Annotated in this window: 14 protein-coding genes; 10 read left to right on the top strand and 4 right to left on the bottom strand. The window is 33.8% G+C overall.

Annotation, left to right across the window (positions count from 1 at the left end):
* Nucleotides 1–14: 14 nt before the first annotated feature.
* The 7 genes from AL499_RS04850 (at nt 15) to AL499_RS04820 (ending at nt 10,130) form a co-directional block, all read left to right on the top strand.
* Nucleotides 15–1,898 (top strand): ABC-F family ATP-binding cassette domain-containing protein, encoded by a 1,884-nt coding sequence (locus AL499_RS04850; RefSeq protein ID WP_002492134.1) that lies wholly within the window; start codon nt 15–17, stop codon nt 1,896–1,898.
* Between the two features lie 13 nt (nt 1,899–1,911).
* Nucleotides 1,912–3,693 (top strand): DNA helicase RecQ, encoded by a 1,782-nt coding sequence (recQ, locus tag AL499_RS04845; protein ID WP_002459755.1) that lies wholly within the window; start codon nt 1,912–1,914, stop codon nt 3,691–3,693.
* A gap of 216 nt (nt 3,694–3,909) precedes the next feature.
* A complete protein-coding gene (locus tag AL499_RS04840; protein WP_002459754.1) occupies nt 3,910–4,878 on the top strand; it encodes an ABC transporter ATP-binding protein in 969 nt (322 codons plus the stop codon).
* Entirely contained in the window at nt 4,875–6,389 is a 1,515-nt protein-coding gene (locus AL499_RS04835) for an ABC transporter permease/substrate-binding protein (protein ID WP_002492146.1), read from the top strand. Before AL499_RS04840 ends, AL499_RS04835 begins: the two co-directional genes overlap by 4 nt.
* 280 nt (nt 6,390–6,669) lie before the next feature.
* A complete protein-coding gene (locus tag AL499_RS04830) occupies nt 6,670–8,184 on the top strand; it encodes a peptide MFS transporter (RefSeq protein ID WP_002459752.1) in 1,515 nt (504 codons plus the stop codon).
* Nucleotides 8,185–8,306: 122 nt separating this feature from the next.
* The gene (gene hisC, locus AL499_RS04825) at nt 8,307–9,362 is read left to right on the top strand and encodes a histidinol-phosphate transaminase (protein ID WP_002459751.1); all 1,056 of its coding nucleotides are present in this window, start codon (nt 8,307–8,309) and stop codon (nt 9,360–9,362) included.
* A gap of 237 nt (nt 9,363–9,599) precedes the next feature.
* The gene (locus tag AL499_RS04820) at nt 9,600–10,130 is read left to right on the top strand and encodes a 5' nucleotidase, NT5C type (protein ID WP_002492147.1); all 531 of its coding nucleotides are present in this window, start codon (nt 9,600–9,602) and stop codon (nt 10,128–10,130) included.
* A 303-nt stretch (nt 10,131–10,433) separates the two neighbouring features.
* On the opposite strand, the gene AL499_RS04815 is transcribed toward AL499_RS04820, so the two are convergent.
* From AL499_RS04815 to AL499_RS04800, 4 genes are all read right to left on the bottom strand, one after another.
* Nucleotides 10,434–11,348, bottom strand: coding sequence for a diacylglycerol/lipid kinase family protein (locus tag AL499_RS04815; RefSeq protein ID WP_002492138.1), 915 nt, complete (start codon nt 11,346–11,348; stop codon nt 10,434–10,436).
* Between the two features lie 326 nt (nt 11,349–11,674).
* Nucleotides 11,675–13,180, bottom strand: a complete 1,506-nt coding sequence (locus tag AL499_RS04810; protein WP_002492139.1) for a peptide MFS transporter — start codon at nt 13,178–13,180, stop codon at nt 11,675–11,677.
* A gap of 284 nt (nt 13,181–13,464) precedes the next feature.
* Nucleotides 13,465–13,965 carry a preQ(1) synthase gene (gene queF / locus AL499_RS04805; protein WP_002479355.1) on the bottom strand — a complete coding sequence of 167 codons (501 nt, stop codon included), beginning with the start codon at nt 13,963–13,965 and terminating at the stop codon, nt 13,465–13,467.
* A 12-nt stretch (nt 13,966–13,977) separates the two neighbouring features.
* The gene (locus tag AL499_RS04800) at nt 13,978–14,847 is read right to left on the bottom strand and encodes a DMT family transporter (protein ID WP_002492137.1); all 870 of its coding nucleotides are present in this window, start codon (nt 14,845–14,847) and stop codon (nt 13,978–13,980) included.
* A gap of 873 nt (nt 14,848–15,720) precedes the next feature.
* Here AL499_RS04800 and nrdI point away from each other — a divergent pair.
* The 3 genes from nrdI to nrdF all read left to right on the top strand — a co-directional run bounded on the left by nrdI (nt 15,721) and on the right by nrdF (nt 19,395).
* Entirely contained in the window at nt 15,721–16,119 is a 399-nt protein-coding gene (nrdI, locus tag AL499_RS04795; RefSeq protein ID WP_002459743.1) for a class Ib ribonucleoside-diphosphate reductase assembly flavoprotein NrdI, read from the top strand.
* Nucleotides 16,082–18,187: a class 1b ribonucleoside-diphosphate reductase subunit alpha gene (gene nrdE / locus AL499_RS04790; protein ID WP_002459742.1), complete on the top strand. Its 2,106-nt coding sequence runs from the start codon at nt 16,082–16,084 to the stop codon at nt 18,185–18,187. The genes nrdI and nrdE overlap by 38 nt, the downstream gene beginning before the upstream one ends.
* Before the next feature lie 239 nt (nt 18,188–18,426).
* Entirely contained in the window at nt 18,427–19,395 is a 969-nt protein-coding gene (nrdF, locus tag AL499_RS04785; RefSeq protein WP_002459741.1) for a class 1b ribonucleoside-diphosphate reductase subunit beta, read from the top strand.
* Nucleotides 19,396–19,691 lie beyond the last annotated feature (296 nt).

Below are 19,691 nucleotides of genomic sequence, written 5' to 3'. Positions count from 1 at the left end.
GAGGAAATCACGTCATGGAAGCATATAAAATAGAACATCTTAATAAGTCATATGCAGATAAAGTTATTTTCGATGACTTGAGTTTAGCGATTTCAAATCATGAAAAAATTGGATTAGTTGGTATCAATGGTACAGGTAAAAGCACGCTACTCAAAGTGATGGGTGGTATAGATGATGATTTTACTGGCGATATCACACATCCTAATCAATATCGTATTCGGTATTCTTCTCAAAAACAAGATTTAGATGGTAATTTATCGGTGTTTGAAGCCGTGCTCAGTTCAGAGACAAGCACATTACAAATCATTAAACACTATGAACAAGCGGTACAACAATATACAGTTGAACAGACCGACCGAAATTTTCAAGCAATGATGGCTGCACAAGAAGCTATGGATCGACATGAAGCATGGGATTATAATGCGGAGATAAAAACGATTTTATCTAAATTAGGTATTCATGACACGACAAAACAAGTCAATTCTTTATCAGGTGGACAACAAAAGCGCGTCGTGTTAGCTAAAACGTTGATTGAACAACCTGATTTATTATTGTTAGATGAACCAACGAACCATTTGGATTTCGAATCGATTAATTGGTTGATTAATTATGTTAAACAATATCCATATACCGTATTATTTGTAACGCATGATAGATATTTTTTAAATGAAGTGTCAACACGCATTGTTGAACTTGACCGTGGAAAATTAACGACATACCCTGGAAATTATGAAGACTATATAGCGATGCGTGCCGAAAAAGAAGTAATTGAACAAAAGCAAAATGATAAACAACGTGCGCTTTATAAACAAGAGTTAGCCTGGATGCGTGCAGGAGCAAAAGCACGTTCTACGAAGCAACAAGCACGTATACATCGCTTCAACGATTTAGAGGCAAATGTAAAGCAGCAACAGACACAAGATAAAGGTGAGTTAAATTTAGCTTATTCTCGTTTAGGCAAACAAGTATATGAGCTTGATAGTCTAACAAAAACAATTAATGGCAGAACGCTATTTCAAGATATAACTCAAATTATACAGAGTGGGCAACGTATTGGTATCGTTGGACCTAATGGTGCAGGAAAGACAACAATGCTCAATATACTTAGCGGCGAAGATCAACAATTTGAGGGAACGTTAAAGATAGGTCAGACTGTTAAGGTGGCTTATTTTAAACAAACTGAAGAAACGTTAAATCGTGATATCCGCATGATTGATTACTTAAGGGAAGAGAGTGAAGTCGCCAAAGAAAAAGATGGAACGACAGTGTCAATCACTCAACTACTTGAGCGATTTCTATTTCCAAGTTCAACACATGGTAAAAAGATTTATAAGTTATCTGGCGGTGAGCAAAAGCGATTATACTTATTGCGCTTGCTTGTGCATCAGCCAAACGTGTTATTACTAGATGAGCCAACAAATGATTTAGATACTGAGACATTGACGATACTTGAAGATTATATTGCTTCGTTTGGCGGTTCAGTAATAACGGTTAGCCATGACCGTTACTTTCTGAATAAGGTTGCTCAGGAATATTGGTTTATTCATGATGGCATGATGGAACGTATTGTTGGTAGTTTTGAAGACTACGAAACATATAAAAAAGAAAAGGATAAACAGCTAGCAATAGAAAAGCAAGCAACCAACACATCAAAAACTCAGATAAAAGAACGTAAAAAAACAGGACTATCGTATAAAGAAAAGCGTGAATACGAGTCATTGATGTCGCGTATAGAAGAGACCGAAATACGCTTGTCAGAAATTGAACAAGAAATGATTGAGGCAAGTGCGGATTACGCTAAAATCAAAGATTTAACTATTGAACAACAACAACTAGAACAGACATATGATGAAGATATAACGAGATGGAGCGAGTTAGAAGAATTAAAAGAGGTATAAGGGGAATGCAGAAATGGAAGCAATATTATCGCATTATTTTGGTTATCAATCTTTTCGACCAGGTCAAAAAGAAATTATAACTAAAATTTTAGCTCATCATAATGTATTAGGTGTATTACCAACAGGCGGGGGAAAATCGATTTGTTATCAAATTCCCGGGCTGAAGTTAGGTGGTACAACTGTTGTTATTAGTCCGCTTATTTCATTGATGAAAGATCAAGTAGATCAACTTAAAGCAATGGGAATTCATGCAGCGTACTTGAACAGTAGTCTAAGTCAAAAGCAACAAAAGCAGATTGAACAGGAGTTGGCTTCTGGTAAAATTCAATTTCTTTACGTGGCACCTGAGCGCTTTGAAAACCAATATTTTTTAAGTATATTGCGTAAGCTGGAGATTCATTTAATTGCATTTGATGAGGCGCATTGTATTTCTAAATGGGGACATGATTTTAGACCGAGTTATCAGAATGTCATTCAAAAAGTAATGACACTACCTCAAGATTTTGTTGTTATTGCGCTTACCGCTACCGCAACAACTGAAGTGCAACGAGATATTATGGATAAACTTTATATTTCTGCAGATAATCGGGTTAAGACAAGTACTAAACGTCGTAATCTTATCTTCAAAGTTAATCCTACGTATCAGCGTCAAAAATTTGTCCTTGATTATGTGCAAGCGCATCGAGATGAAGCAGGTATCATATATTGTTCGACGCGCAAACAAGTTGAAGAACTGCAAGAGGCCATTCAAAGCATCGATCTTGAAGCAGCAATATATCATGCAGGATTGTCAAACAAAGAACGAGAACAAGCACAAAATGATTTTGTTTATGATCGTATTAAAGTTGTTGTAGCAACAAATGCATTTGGTATGGGTATTGATAAATCTAATGTGAGATATGTGATTCATTATAATATGCCTGGTGATTTAGAATCATACTATCAAGAGGCAGGGCGTGCTGGTCGAGATGGGTTAAAAAGTGAATGTATCTTATTATACAGTGAGCGCGATAAAGGTTTACATGAATATTTTATTTCTGTGTCTCAAGCTGATGATGACTACAAAGATAAAATGGGTGAAAAATTAACTAAAATGTTGCAATATACCAAGACTAAAAAATGTCTCGAAGCCACAATTGTGCATTATTTTGAACCCAATGAAAAGTTAGAAGAATGTCAACAATGTAGCAATTGTGTTCAAGAAAATAAAACATATGATATGACCAAAGAAGCCAAAATGATAGTAAGTTGTGTGGCGCGAATGCGACAGCAAGAAAATTATAGTGTCATTATTCAAGTATTAAGAGGAGAGCAAAGCGATTATATTAAATACAATCACTATGATCAGCTATCTACTTATGGCATTATGAAAGCATATACAACGTCAGAATTAAGTCATCTTATTGATGAGTTAAGATTCAAAGGATTTTTAAATGAACATAACGAAATATTGATTTGTGACCAAAGTGTGCAAAGTTTATTAAAGGAAGACGTAACGATATTTACAACGCCATTCAGACAAAAATCTAAAGAAAAGGTTTATATCAATACTGTCGAAGGCGTTGATCGCGCGCTATACAATGAACTTGTTGATGTACGTAAACAATTAAGTAATAAGTTAGGCATTGCACCAGTAAGTATCTTTTCGGATTATACGTTAGAAGAATTTGCTAAACGTAAACCAGCGTCGAAACAAGAAATGATTGCTATAGAAGGTGTAGGTAGTTATAAATTAAAACATTATTGTCCTAACTTTTTAGAACGCATTCAATCTTACAAAGCAAACATATCATAAAAGTAATAGCATACACTTAAAATAAGTAAGATGAGTTTTTGAATGGCAATGGCATTCAAACTCATCTTTTTAATATATAAAAGTAAAATTTTCTAGTATTATCATTAACTTTATGATAAAAGGGAATAACAAAGAAAAATGTACGCGTTGTATTGATGTCAATCTTTTATAAATAACAGACAAAATATTATTAATTTGCGTAATAGAGGTGTAAATGTGATTGAATTTAAAAATGTAACGAAACGTTATGGCCAAAATATTGCGGTTCATGACCTTAGTTTTAAAATCAATGAAGGTGAATTTTTTGTGCTCATTGGTCCTTCAGGTTGTGGGAAGACGACAACGTTAAAAATGATTAATCGACTTATCCCATTAACTGAAGGCTATATTTATTTTAAAGATAAACCAGTAAGTGATTTTCCAGTATATGAAATGAGATGGGACATTGGCTATGTACTACAGCAAATCGCGCTATTCCCCCATATGACAATAAAAGAAAACATTGCACAAGTTCCACAAATGAAAAAATGGAAAGAGAAAGAGATTGACCAGCGCGTAGACGAACTATTAGAAATGGTTGGTTTAGAACCAGATAAATATAAAAATCGCAAGCCTGATGAACTATCTGGTGGACAGCGACAAAGGGTGGGTGTAGTGCGTGCACTGGCAGCAGATCCTCCAGTCATCTTAATGGATGAACCTTTCAGTGCACTTGACCCTATCAGTCGAGAAAAGTTGCAAGACGATTTACTTGCACTCCAAACTAAAATTAACAAAACGATTGTCTTTGTAACACATGATATTCAAGAAGCCATGAAACTTGGTGATCGTATTTGTGTCATGAATCAAGGCCATATTGAACAAATCGATACACCATTAGGATTTAAAACACACCCACAAAGTAAGTTTGTCCAAGAATTTATGGGGAATTATTTACAACAAACATCTGTATCACAACATATTAAGTTGAAAGAATTAGATATCACAACACCGTTAAATGAAATGGCTGCGTCAACAGATTACCCAGTCGTGAGCGCAGACCAGTATATTGATGACTTATTTGATATGTTAAGCAAACATGAAGCATTGTTAGTAGAAAATCATGATACTCATGTTCAGTCACTTCTTACCAGAGAAGATGTCTTTGAATATTTAGCACAAGGGCAAAGAGGTGAAACAGCATGAATGAGTTTATTACTACATTAAACGCGCGTAAAGAAGAATTATTGGCTACTTTAATAGAGCATATCCAAATTTCTTTTATTGCGTTACTTATTGCTATTTTGATTGCTGTACCGTTAGGCATTGTATTAACAAAAGCAAAACGTATTTCTGAAATCGTGATGAATATCGCTGCTGTCCTACAAACTATTCCATCTCTAGCATTACTAGGTTTAATGATTCCATTGTTTGGTATAGGCCGTGTGCCTGCCATTATTGCTTTAGTGGTCTATGCATTATTACCAATATTACGCAATACATATACCGGAATTAAAGAAGTAGATCCATCGTTAATTGAAGCAGCAAAAGGGATTGGGATGAAACCATTTCGTCGCTTAACGAAAGTTGAATTACCGATTGCCATGCCGGTGATTATGGCAGGTATTCGTACAGCAATGGTTCTAATTATTGGTACAGCTACACTTGCTGCGCTCATTGGTGCAGGTGGCTTAGGAGATCTGATTCTCTTGGGTATTGACCGTAACAATCCATCGCTTATCTTAATTGGTGCCATTCCTGCTGCGTTACTGGCTATTATTTTTGATGTTATTTTAAGATTAATGGCAAAATTATCTTATAAAAAATTAATGCTGGCAACGGGTGCCATCTTATTAGTTATCATTATTGCGATTGTTGCACCATTGCTTAGTCATAAAGGGGATACGATTACGCTTGCAGGGAAATTAGGATCAGAACCATCTATTATTACGAATATGTATAAGATTTTAATAGAAGAAGAAACGGATGATACTGTCGAAGTGAAAGATGGTATGGGTAAGACAGCATTTCTATTCAACGCCTTAAAATCCGATGATATAGATGGCTATTTAGAATTTACTGGTACAGTGTTAGGAGAATTGACAAAAGAAGATTTAAAATCTAAAAAAGAGGCAGCAGTTTATCAACAAGCTAAAGATAGCTTACAATCAAAATATGATATGACGATGCTTAAGCCAATGAAGTATAATAATACTTATGCTTTAGCAGTTAAACGGGATTTTGCTCAAAAGCATCATCTTAAAACAATTGAAGATTTAGCCAAGGTTACTGACCAATTGAAACCAGGATTTACATTAGAATTTAACGATCGTCCAGATGGTTTTAAAGCAGTCAAAAAGGCTTACAACTTAAATATTAACAATGTAAAAACGATGGAGCCCAAATTGCGTTATTCTGCTATAGAAAAGGGAGATATCAACTTAATTGATGCCTACTCAACTGACGCAGAACTGAAACAATATGACATGGTTGTGCTCAAAGATAATAAACATGTCTTTCCACCATATCAAGGTGCGCCAATGTTTAAAGAAAAATTCTTAAATGAACATAAGGAAATTAAAGCACCATTGAATCGATTAGCAGGTAAAATTTCAGATGAAGAAATGCAAGAAATGAATTATAAAGTTACAGTGAAAAATGAAGATCCATATCAAGTTGCTAAAGCGTTTCTCAAAAAAGAAGGGCTTATAAAATAGCACTGTATACTTCATAAGATAAAATGCCTCCATATTGAACTGAAGACGCGGAAAACAACGATTAAATCAAGTTGTTCTCTGCGTCTTTTTTAGCGTGAGAAGCATGGATATATAGGCGTATGATAAAGGAATATAAGAAGAAATATATTCAAATGATAAATTGTAATAATAAAACTTTAGTAGCATATTGTAACTAAATTTAATTGTGTTTCTTTTGATTTTACTTGTGATTAATTCATATGAAGTATAAAATTGAGGGTATTACGAATGAGGTGGGGAAATGAATAACAAGAATTATACACGTCAAGAAATCGTTAGTAGTGTGCCACAAAAAGGTTTCTTTGGGCATCCAAAAGGATTAAGCACACTGTTTTTTACTGAATTTTGGGAACGTTTTAGTTATTATGGGATGAAAGCTATTTTAGCGTATTATTTATATTACGCTGTAACGGATGGCGGTTTTGGGTTAAGCCAAGCAACAGGCTTGCAAATTGTCTCAATATATGGTGCGTTAATCTACATGTCAGGATCTATAGGTGGCTGGATTGCAGACAGGATTATAGGTACAAGACACGCGCTGTTTTATGGTGGTATTTTAATCATGTTTGGGCATATCCTGTTGGCAATACCAGGTAACTTTACATTAGTGCTTATTGCATTATTATTATTAATTACCGGTACCGGATTATTAAAGCCTAATATATCTACCACTGTAGGCGATTTATATTCACATGATGATGTACGTTTGGACGGTGCCTTTACAATATTTTATATGGGTATCAACCTTGGAAGCTTACTTGCGCCATTTATAACTGGATATTTACAAACACGTCTTGGTTTCCATGTTGGTTTTGCGGCAGCAGCTGTAGGTATGTTCCTTGGTCTTGTGGTCTATGTGGTTACCAATAAAAGATTTTTAGGGTTAGCTGGACTCAGTGTTCCCAATCCATTAAAAAAAGAAGAAATTAAACGATTAAGTTTAATGGTGGGTAGTGCAATTATTATGTTTGCAATTATCTTAATTGTCTTACAATTTACCGGGTTACTTAGTCTTGAAAGTTTTACCTTAATAGTAACTATTATTGGTATCGTTTTACCTATATATATTTTTATTTATATGATTACGAATAAAAAAACAAATGAAGTTGAACGTAAGCGTATTTATAGTTATATTCCTTTATTTATAACATCAGTCGCATTTTGGATGATTCAAGAACAAGGATCAACCGTGTTAGCTAATTTTGCAGATCAAAACACTCAACTCAGTATGAGCAAGCTGACAAATGGACTGATTGATTTTCAAATACCAGCAGCTTGGGCCCAATCACTTAATCCAATATTTATTGTTGTGTTGGCTCCGGTATTTGCTAACTTATGGACAAGGCTGGGTAAACATAATCCAAGCACAGTGCACAAATTTGCACTTGGTGCAATCTTTGCCGGACTATCCTATTTAGTGATGATGATTCCTTTGATGAGTTCTACAGAATTAACACACCCGTTGTGGTTAGCACTTAGCTTTTTATTTATTACTGTCGGAGAACTTTGTATTTCTCCAGTAGGTTTATCCGTAACATCTAAATTAGCACCTAAACATTTATCTGCACAAATGATGGCGCTATGGATGCTAAGCAATGCCACAGCACAAAGTATTAATAGCCAAACAGTCGTATTTTTCAAACGCATTTCAGAACAACAATTCTTCATGTATTCAGGGTTGTTTACCTTAATTATTGGTGTATTATTATTTTTAATTTCACCTATAGTGATTCGAGCAATGCGTGGTGTACATTAATAGGAAGCCTGATTTTCGACGCTGATTGTCATATAATGAACTTGATATGTAACTAGGAAACACGTTATAATTAGTATTAAGTTTTTTAAAATTTCAGACAATTATCGGAGGAGTGGTTAACTTTGAAAAAGCAACTAGATCAATTATCTGCATACCAACCTGGATTATCCCCTAGAGCATTGAAACAGCAGTTTGGTATTGAGGGAGAACTATATAAGTTAGCATCTAATGAAAACTTGTATGGGCCCTCTCCGAAAGTCAAACAAGCCATAACAGATCATTTAGATGAATTGTATTATTATCCAGAAACTGGTTCACCTTCATTAAGAAAAGCGATTAGTGCTCACCTACATATAGATGAGTCACGCATCTTATTTGGTGCTGGTCTTGATGAAGTCATTTTAATGATTTCTAGGGCGGTATTAACGCCTGGCGATAAGATTGTTACAAGTGAAGCAACCTTTGGACAATATTATCATAATGCGATCGTTGAATCTGCAGATGTGGTTCAAGTACCACTTAAAAATGGCGGCTTTGATTTAGAAGGTATTTTAAATGAAGTTGATGAACAAACGGCATTAGTATGGTTGTGTAATCCTAATAATCCAACAGGGACGTATTTTACACATGAAAAATTGCATGACTTTTTATCACGTGTTCCAAGTCACGTCCCAGTATTAATTGATGAGGCGTATTTTGAATTTGTGACGGCTGAAGATTATCCAGATACTTTGAAGTTACAAGAAGAATTTGATAATGCATTTTTACTGCGTACGTTTTCTAAAGCATATGGTTTGGCTGGTTTACGTGTTGGTTATGTTATTGCAACGAATGAAGCAATTGATAAATGGAATATTATTCGTCCGCCATTTAATGTGACGCGTATTTCAGAATATGCAGCAATCGCAGCATTGGAAGATCAAGATTATTTACATGATATTACACAAAAAAATGCACAAGAGCGCCAAAAATTTTATGCGATTCCACAAAGTAAGCACTTCTTACCTAGTCAAACGAATTTTATTTTTGTAGTGACAGATAAAGTTCAGGAATTATATCAACAATTACTACAGGTAGGATGCATTACAAGACCATTCCCAACAGGTGTGCGTATCACTATTGGTTTTCCAGAACAAAACGATAAAATGATTGAAGTCTTACAACAATTTGATTATTAAAATTGAAACGATAAGACATAATAAATATATAAGCAAAGTCATGCTATTTACTTTTTAAGTAAGAGTATGACTTTTTAATTTACAAATAAACAGATTTGTACCAAGTGCAAATGAGCAAGACAAACGCATGATAATGAAATGAAAAAGCATTTGGCTACAGTCTGAAAGTATAACAAAATTTTGCTATACTCATACTGTATAACTACACAAACAAATAGAAACGGAGCGATCAAAGGAATGACCCGACAAAAAATTGCGATAGATATGGATGAAGTATTAGCCGATACTTTGGGAGCTATTATTGAAGCGGTGAATAAACAAACGAATTTGGGAATAACGATGGAAGGCTTAAATGGGAAAAAATTAAAGCACATGATACCTGAACATGATGGCTTAGTTAGGGAGATTTTAAATGCGCCTGGCTTCTTTAGACAGTTACCAGTATTACCAGCTGCACAAGAAGTTGTCGAAAAATTAGCGGCACAGTACGATGTATATATTGCTACGGCTGCGATGGATGTTCCAACATCATTTCATGATAAATATAAATGGTTATTACAACACTTTCCATTTTTAGATCCTCAACACTTTGTGTTTTGTGGACGAAAAAATATCGTGAAAGCTGATTATTTAATTGATGATAACCCACGTCAATTAGCTATTTTTGAAGGCGAACCCATTATATACACTGCAGCGCATAATGTAAACGAAACACGCTTTACACGTGTAAATGGTTGGAAAGAAGTGGAAGCATATTTTTTAAATTAATATTAGCTTAGTAGTAAGACAAAAAGATGCTGGGACATAAATGTCAGAAAAACAGCAGTAAGATCATTTTCAATTAGAAAATATCTTGCTGCTGTTTTCTATTTTCACAATGTTTCGTATTGAATGGCTTCGCTTTCCTAGGGTGCCGTCTCAGCCACCCCAACTTGCTTTGCTTGGTGAAATGCTTTTCGCATTTCTCTTTGTTGGGGCCCCTGTCTTCGACTGGCACTGCTCCCTCGGGAGTCTCGCCATAAATACTACGTATTAACATGTAATATTTATGTCCCAAATTGTTTATCAATTTTATGTAGGGATGGTTAATAATTTTAATGCTTTGGGCAACACTTTAATATCAAGCGGCGTTTCTAGTCGAATTTCACCATCTATATCTACTTTCATGATCGGTTTTGTATCAATGCGAATATCCTTACCTGAGATATGGTCAATACCTTGAGTGATTTCATTCCAGTTCATGCTATCTCTTTTTTTGAAAATATCATTTAATATGCTGAAACTTTGCTCGTCAAAAATAAATGTATTCAATTTACCATCTTGTGGTGATAAATCTGTGAGCGGAATACGACTACCTCCAATATTAGGACCATTCGCAATAAGCAGCATTGAAGTATTGCCAGTTGTTTTTTCACCATCAATTGTTAAAGTAAAATCAAAGTTACTCGGATCCATTAATGTTTTTACGGTTGAACCGATATAACTTAATTTACCAAATATATCTTTCGCACCGTTTTGCACATTTTCTGCATTTTGCACAATCAAACCTAGCCCAACGAAATTAAGGGCGAATTCTTTATTCACTTGAATGACATCATACTGACCAATTTGTGCATATTTAAGTTGTTCACTAGCTTGTTTAAAGTTAGGATGAATGTTAAGCGTTTTTGTAAAATCATTAAACGTACCACCTGGGATAATACCAATAGGCAAATCTAGCTGATGTTTCATCACGCCGTTAACCATTTCATTAACGGTGCCATCCCCACCTAAAATAAATAAAATATCAATTTTTTGACCATAATCACCTTGCTTAATCTTCTGACAATATTTAATAATGTCTCCTTCGTTTTCACTCAATTGAATGGATAGCTGTTTACATATTGAACTTAATGCTTTTGTCACTTCACCTAAACCATTATATATATCCTTTAAACCACTGTGTTCATGATAAAATAATACGCCATGATTGTATTTGTCTGTCATAATTATGCCTTCTTTCTAAAAGGTATCACTTTAAATACTTACCCTTAATTTTAAGATTTAGTGTATGGTAATACAAAAAATATGAGAGCGGGACAGAATTCATTATAAATTCGTAGTCCCGCCCCGACAAGGTTGACTAGGATTGAAAAAAGCTTGGTATAAGCGTATTTTCAATCCAGTCAACTACTGTAAATATTTAATTCATAGTTTAAAACATAATTATGTCCCAGGCTCTATAACTATAAAAAATAGCTATGAAAAAATCTATCGTCATAGATTTCTTCATAGCTAATCTTAGTATGTTTTTACTTGTTATAAGAATGTGATTAATGAATACCTTTCATGGCTTTCTTAATGATTGATGTGAAGGCAAGAACAATAAGCGTTACGACAACAGCAATACTACCGAGAAGGATAAAGTATGTAGTTTGACCTAAGTCATCAATATACTTCACGACTGTACCGTTAATTGCTTGCGCTGATGCATTAGTAAGCAACCACACGCTCATCATTTGTGCATTGAATGATTTTGGTGCGAGTTTAACAGCAGCACTGTTACCAGTAGGTGATAAACAAAGTTCCCCAACTACACAAATGACATAAGATAAAATAACCCAGTTGACACTAAATGTTGTTGATCCATAAGAAACGCCAATTAAGCCCATAATTAAATATGATAGTCCAGCTAAAAATGTACCAAGAGCGAATTTAACTGGCAATGAAGGTTGCTTTTTACCCATTTTCATCCACATTAATGAAATAAGTGGTGCAAATAATAGGATAAACAAAGGGTTAATAGATTGGAACCAAGCTTCTCCAAAACGAGTTGTCCAACCGAATATATTTAAATGCATATCTGATTTTTCTAGTCCGTAAATATTCAAGACATTAGAACCCTGTTCTTGAATAGACCAGAAAATCATACCTAGAATAAATAAAGGAATAAAGGCTTTCACACGTGAACGTTCAGTATCATCGACATCTTTACTGTATATCATAGTTGCAAAATAGATAATTGGTAAAACAATACCAAGTACGAGTACGGTATTACTTACTAAGTTAAATGACAATGTATTTGTCAAGTAAGTGACAATTAATACAGCTGTAATCACAGCAACTATAGCAACGATAATAAATGTGTATTTTTTCTTTTCTTCAGCAGTAAGCGGGTTAGTCGGTTGCATGCCGACTTGGCCTAATGTTTTACGGTTAAATAAAATATACCAAACTAATCCCAAAGCCATACCAATAGCTGCAATTAAGAAACCACCGTGGAAGTTATTCACATCTAAGAAATTTTGTAAAATAATAGGTGAGATGAGTGCGCCTAAGTTAACTGACATGTAGAAAATAACAAACCCAGCGTCAATTCGAACATCATTTTCTGGGTATAGACGACCAACAATATTTGAAATATTTGGTTTCATTAAGCCAGAACCAACAATAATAAAGAACATTGATGCAAATAATCCAAACATTTGGAAAGGTAAACTCAAACATACGTGACCTATAATAATTAAGACGGCGCCAATCAATGTCGCACCACGTGTTCCAGTGATACGGTCAGCAATCCAGGCACCTGGAATAGATGACATGTAAATTAATGCACCATATACGGACATAATAGACATGGCAGTTGCTTTATCAATGCCTAATCCGCCTTGATTGATAGCATAGTACATATAAAAAATAAGCATTGCACGCATGCCGTAGTAACTAAAACGTTCCCAAAACTCTACGAAGAACAATACGCCCAAGCCTTTAGGGTGTCCAAAGAAACCTTTCTGTGGAATTTTTTCAACTGCTAATTCATGGGAATTGTGTGATGCCATAACATCCCAACCTTTCTGTACTTTCAATTTGAAACTCAGTAAATAAATTTTACTATTCTGACAATTTATTAGCAATATTATTTTGAAATGATTAAATATTAAGAATATTCAGCAAAATAGAATTCAATCAACATACGCAATGCTTACTGAATTTCAATGATATTAATAAAATACGCTTTTATTAATAAATATGCAAGAACATTTTGTAAAATATTTTGTAAATAAAAAAAGATCACCACTAAGTTGTCACAATTAGTGGTGATGGATAACTTTAAATAATCAAACTAGCGGTTGTCAATTTTTTCTGGATACATATCATGATTCATCAGACGATGTTCGGCCATGCGTGCATATTTAGTATCTGGACGACCATAATTTGTATATGGATCTATAGATATACCACCTCGAGGCGTGAATTTACCCCATACTTCAATATAGTGAGGGTCCATTAACTCAATAAGATCGTTCATAATAATATTCATACAATCTTCATGAAAATCACCGTGATTTCTAAAGCTAAACAAATATAGTTTTAGTGACTTAGACTCAACCATTTTAACATTCGGGATATATGAGATATAGATTGTAGCAAAGTCGGGTTGACCTGTGATAGGGCAGAGTGACGTAAATTCTGGACAGTTAAATTTAACGAAATAGTCTCTCCCTTGATGTTTGTTAACAAATGTTTCTAATACATCTGGACGGTAATCAAATTGATAATTGTTATTTTGGTTACCTAATAATGTAATGTCTTTCATTTCCTCTTCTTGACGTCCTTGAGTCATATTACCGCTCCTTTAATGTGATTGTTGTGTATTTGATTCACGTCGTGCTTGGTCAAACATATAGTAACTTGCACTAATGATAATAATATAGCCGACTATAGCATACATATCTGGTGTTTCGCCAAATAAAATAAAACCAAATAGTGCAGTAAAAATGATAGAAGCATACGTGAATATTGAAATATCTTTCGCCGCAGCAAAACTATAAGCTAATGTGATACCTATTTGACCTACAGCTGCTGCAAGCCCTGCACCTAAAAGATATAATATTTGGGTTGTTGTCATTGGCTCAAATGTTGCGATGGAAAACGGGATCAACACAATCACGGAAAATAATGAAAAGTAAAAAACAATCGTGTAAGGTTGTTCACGTCTGCTTAGTGCGCGCACACATGTATAAGCTGATGCAGCAAATATTCCTGAAAATAATCCTGCTAATGATGGAAGCATTTCAGAAGAAAATTCGGGCTTAACTATAAGCAACATACCCATAATGGCAATGATCATCGCAGATATTTGATATTTTCGCACTTTTTCATGTAAGAATAGTAAACTTAATAGGATAGTCCAAAATGGATTAAGTTTCATTAGTGTGTCGGCATCACTTAACACCATATGATCTATGGCAAAGATGTTGAGTAATACGCCAATCAACCCAAGGGTAGACCGTCCAATCAATAATGGTTGATTACGAAGTTTACCGAACATTGGCTGTTTATATTTATAAATAAAAAATAAGGGTATAAACATAGCAACAAAATTTCGTGCTAACGACTTTTGAAAGACAGGTAAATCACCGGCAAGTCTAAAAAAAACTGACATAAAACTAAAGCCAATAGCAGAAATGAGGATAGCAATAATACCTTTCACTTTTGGATTCACTGTTAATCGCCCCAATAATAAATTTTAACTTATATATGATAGCATAAAAAAGCAATCTATGCATTGGAACTTGAAATGTATAATGCAATCGTTTATAATTAAAAAACGAACATACGTTCTATTTGGAAATAAATTAAATATCCGGAATATTTGTATAAAATTTTAAATTAAGATTGTATACCATATTTTTATGTTTGAATTAATAGCTTCAAAAATGACGCCAACCCGGACGATAAAGCTATTTAAGAAAAATTTTATAAATGCAAGCATTAATGCTCACAAAAATGTAAAATATTTTTTTGAGCTATTTTAAACTTACAGTGACGCACGTTTATTCGAAATTCCGAACGTTAAGGAGCAATCTCAAACTTTTAATAATTAAGGATATTATGTATAATGAAACACAGAATGTTGTGTTGGTTTTTGAAAACCAACACAATATATAGTGTTTACTTCTAAAATAGAATGCAATAAAAAAGTCAATATTTAAGCAAAATAACACTAAATAAGGCTAATTTCTCACCATATTCGTTATGCATTAGAGAAATTTTACTATTATACATATAGTTCGTTTTTGCTTTATACACAAGATGTAGTGTTTATATGAGGCATTGAACAACTATAAAATGGATGACTGACATAAATGATAGTCTAATGATGTTTCATCAGCACAGAAAAAATGAGCGATAGCGTTTAATTTGTTATGACGTATTTTAAAACATAACATGAATTTATACTAAACAACATACTACGCAGTAACAAATGAACATGTTATAAACAACACGACACATATCCATGCAATACTAGTGCAATTCGGTTTCTAGCAAGAAATCTTTATTTTTTAATACAAGATTGATGAAAGAAGGCGATTAAATGAAAGTTATTTATTTTTCATTTTCAGGAAATGTTCAACGATTTATTAAAAGAACCGAATTATCAGATGTTATGGAAATAACAGAAGATAATTGTCAAGAAGAAGTAAATGAGCCTTATATTTTAGTAACAGGGACAATTGGCTTTGGTGAAGTGCCACAAGAAGTACAGCAATTTCTACAAGTCAATCATCAGCACTTGCAAGCAGTTGCTGCAAGCGGCAATCGCAACTGGGGACAAAACTTTGCGAAGGCTGGACAGACGATTTCTGAACAATATAACGTGCCATTACTAATGAAATTTGAGGTTCAAGGATCAAACAGTGACGTGAAAGAATTTAAGGACAAGGTGGGTCAATTTAATGAAAATTATGAACGAGAAAAAATACAATCATATTGAACTAAATAATGAAGTAACCAAACGTAAAGAGAGTGGTTTCTTTAATTTAGAGAAAGATCAAGAAGCATTAAAGGTTTATCTTGAAGAGATTCACGATAAAACAATTTACTTTGATGACGAAATTGAGCGCTTACATTATTTAGTAGACCATGATTTTTATTTTAATGTGTTCGATAAATATAGTGAGATAGACTTACGTGAGATAACTGATTTTGCCAAGTCAATTGAATTTAACTTTGCAAGTTATATGTCAGCAAGTAAGTTTTATAAAGATTACGCGTTAAAAACGAATGATAAATCACAATATTTGGAAGATTATAATCAGCACGTGACAATCGTAGCACTGTATTTAGCTAATGGTAATAAAGCACAAGCAAAACAATTTATCTCAGCCATGGTAGAACAACGTTATCAACCAGCGACGCCGACATTTTTAAACGCAGGTCGCGCTCGACGTGGTGAATTAGTCTCATGCTTTTTATTAGAAGTAGATGATAGTTTAAATTCTATTAACTTTATTGATTCAACAGCAAAACAATTAAGTAAAATCGGTGGCGGTGTAGCCATTAATTTATCTAAATTACGTGCTCGTGGTGAAGCAATTAAAGGAATTAAAGGTGTGGCTAAAGGGGTATTACCAGTCGCAAAATCACTAGAAGGTGGATTTAGTTATGCAGACCAACTAGGACAACGTCCAGGTGCAGGTGCTGTATATTTAAATATATTCCACTATGATGTTGAAGAATTTTTAGATACTAAAAAGGTTAATGCTGACGAGGATTTACGTCTATCAACGATTTCAACAGGCTTAATTGTGCCATCAAAATTCTTTGATTTAGCTAAAGAAGGAAAAGATTTTTATATGTTTGCGCCACACACAGTTAAACAAGAGTATGGTGTAACACTTGATGATATCGATTTAGAGCAGTATTACGATGATATGGTTGCCAATCCTAATATAATCAAGAAGAAAAAAGATGCACGTGAAATGTTGAATACAATTGCACAAACACAATTACAATCAGGTTATCCATATTTAATGTTTAAAGATAATGCGAACAAAGTACACGCTAATTCTAATATTGGTCAAATTAAAATGAGCAATCTGTGTACAGAAATTTTCCAATTACAAGAGACATCAATTATTAACGACTATGGTATTGATGATGAAATTAAACGTGATATCTCATGTAATTTAGGTTCTTTAAATATTGTTAATGTGATGGAGACAGGTAAGTTTAGAGATTCTGTATTTACAGGTATGGATGCGTTAACTGTTGTAAGTGATGAAGCGAATATTCAAAATGCACCAGGTGTGCGCAAAGCTAATAGTGAGTTACATTCAGTAGGTCTCGGTGTAATGAACCTACATGGTTATTTTGCAAAAAATAAAATTGGTTATGAGTCTGAAGAGGCAAAAGATTTTGCGAATGTCTTCTTTATGATGATGAACTATTATTCACTTGAGCGCTCAATGCAAATTGCTAAGGAACGTGGCCAAGTATATCAAGATTTTGAACAATCAGATTATGCAAATGGAAAATACTTTAGTTTTTACACGGCACAAGATATCACACCACGTTTCGCTAAAGTTCAACAGTTATTCGAAGGAATAGAAATTCCTACTGCTGAAGATTGGAAAGCTTTACAGCAACAAGTTGAAGCACATGGTTTATATCATGCTTATCGCTTAGCTATCGCACCGACACAAAGTATTTCATATGTACAGAATGCAACAAGCTCTGTTATGCCTATCGTTGATCAAATAGAACGCCGTACATATGGAAATGCTGAAACATTTTATCCTATGCCTTTCTTATCACCTGAAACAATGTGGTACTATAAATCAGCATTTAATACTGATCAAATGAAGTTAATCGATTTAATTGCAACAATTCAAACGCATATTGACCAAGGAATCTCAACAATTTTATATGTAAATTCAGAGATTTCTACACGTGAATTATCACGTCTATATGTGTATGCCCATTATAAAGGACTTAAATCGTTATATTACACACGTAACAAACTATTAAGTGTAGAAGAATGTACAAGCTGTGCAATTTAAACAATACACGTGACTCTGTTTAAAGAGAAAACCGGGGTCTTAGCAATGAGAAATGCAATCTGCATTTTAACGAGTAAAGCAAGCTGGACCCCATATAAAGTAATACAGTAAACAAGATAGGTTAGGTATGTCATCAATTCGCAAACGCTTTGCAGAAATGCTTTTGCTTTTTGTGCACATATACGCCAATTGTTAATATGAATGACTTATAAACAAACGATAGGAGGAATTATCATTATATGAAGGCAGTCAATTGGAATACACAAGAAGATATGACAAATATGTTTTGGCGTCAAAACATCTCACAAATGTGGGTGGAAACAGAGTTTAAAGTGTCAAAAGATATCGCAAGTTGGAAGACGTTAACGGATGATGAGAGAAATACATTTAAGAGAGCACTAGCTGGATTGACTGGACTAGACACACATCAAGCAGATGATGGTATGCCATTGATTATGCTACATACAACTGATTTACGTAAAAAAGCAGTTTATTCATTTATGGCCATGATGGAACAAATTCATGCTAAAAGCTACTCTCATATTTTTACGACGCTTTTGCCATCTAGTGAAACAAACTATTTATTAGATACATGGGTAATTGAAGAACCACACCTAAAATATAAAGCAGATAAAATTATCGAAAACTATCATAAGCTTTGGGGTAAAGAAGCTTCAATTTATGATCAATATATTGCTCGGGTATCAAGCGTATTTTTAGAGACATTCTTATTTTATTCTGGTTTTTACTACCCACTTTATCTTGCTGGACAAGGTAAAATGACAACGTCGGGCGAAATTATCCGTAAAATTCTTCTAGATGAATCAATTCATGGTGTCTTTACTGGTATTGATGCACAAAGTTTACGCAATGAATTATCTGAAAATGAAAAACAACAAGCGGATAAAGAAATGTATGTACTGTTAGAAGATTTATATAGTAATGAAGTCTCTTATACACATATGCTTTACGATGACATTGGTTTAACTGAAGATGTATTGAACTACGTGAAATACAATGGTAATAAAGCATTATCAAACTTGGGATTTGATCCTTACTTTGAGGAAAAAGATTTTAATCCAATTATTGAAAATGCCTTAGACACAACGACTAAAAATCATGACTTCTTCTCAGTTAAAGGTGATGGCTACACATTAGCATTAAATGTTGAAGCGTTACGTGACGAAGATTTCATTTTTGAAAATTAAAAGATAATAGCAAATAAGATATGCTAATGAACAAACCTGACTAATCGTTGGGTTTGTTTTTTTATGTGAAGCTTCAATACCATGACAATTTGTCAGTTGCATATTAACGTCTAATCAAAACAATCCGCTACTATGGCTGCCAATCATTAATCATAATTTACTCAGCTATTTAAATATCATAATTGTTATAACAAAATAACTAATAGATTTAACCAATTTATCTGTAGTTTTGATTAATATCAAAAATAAAAAAACATATTGAAAAACATATTTATAAACGATAAGATAGTAATAAA

The sequence above is a fragment of the Staphylococcus lugdunensis genome (assembly GCF_001558775.1).
Taxonomy (GTDB): Bacteria; Bacillota; Bacilli; order Staphylococcales; family Staphylococcaceae; genus Staphylococcus; species Staphylococcus lugdunensis.
Note: the sequence above shows the minus strand (reverse complement) of the source record. Positions and strands in the feature narration are given on the sequence as shown.